1 protein-coding gene and 1 pseudogene are annotated in these 838 nt (G+C 42.7%); both read left to right on the top strand.

What is annotated here, in order from left to right:
* Nucleotides 1-373, top strand: a 373-nt coding sequence (locus A3735_RS28570) for a pantoate--beta-alanine ligase (protein ID WP_197486130.1), incomplete at its 5' end; no start/stop codon positions are given.
* A gap of 21 nt (nt 374-394) precedes the next feature.
* Nucleotides 395-838: pseudogene (locus tag A3735_RS28565) on the top strand (glucose-6-phosphate isomerase); the annotation flags it as partial.

Below are 838 nucleotides of genomic sequence, written 5' to 3'. Positions count from 1 at the left end.
TCGCAAGATGGTTTCCGACCTTTGTATGCCTGTTTCTATCATTGGCGTCCCAACATCTCGGGAAGAGTCAGGTCTAGCCCGCAGCTCTCGCAATGGTTACCTTAGCCAGCAAGAAAAGCAAACTGCCGCTAAGATTTACCAGCTATTGCAACATTGTGCTGCGCAGCTTCAGGCTGGCGAACGGGATATCACTGCATTATGCGAGGACGCCAAATCACACTTGGTTAAAAATGGCTTTAAACCCGATTACTTCAATATAGCCAAGCCCACAACACTTGCTCCTTCACAAGAAACAGATACAGCTTTCGTAATTTTATTAGCCGCGTATTTGGGCTCAACCCGTTTAATTGATAATATAACGGTGAATCTTTAACCATCGATATTGAGTAACACTATGACATTGGATGTATTACCTAGTTACCAAGCATTAAAGGATCATGCCAAATTCATTACTAAGCTTCATGTAAAAGACCTATTTGAAGGTGATCCTAAGCGCTTTGATCGCTACTCCTTTCAGGCACCACATGTATTTTATGATTATTCAAAAAACCGTGTCACCGAGGAAACGATTTCGCTCTTATCTCAGCTCACTGCTGAAGCAGGGCTTGAAGCAAAGGTTAAGGCCTTGTTTTGTGGCACAGGAGAGAATGGAGACTTACTGAACAACACAGAGGACAGAGGCGTCTTACATACGGCCTTACGACTTCCAAAGTCTAGCCTGACTCAAACTACTAGCTATTCGCCTAGCCAAGATATATTGGATGAAATCCTTGAATGTCGAATTCAAATTCAAGAATTCGTTGATAAAATACACCAACAGGAAGTTCTTGGTTACACC

It is taken from the genome of Oleiphilus sp. HI0061 (assembly GCF_001635675.1).
Note: the sequence above shows the minus strand (reverse complement) of the source record. Positions and strands in the feature narration are given on the sequence as shown.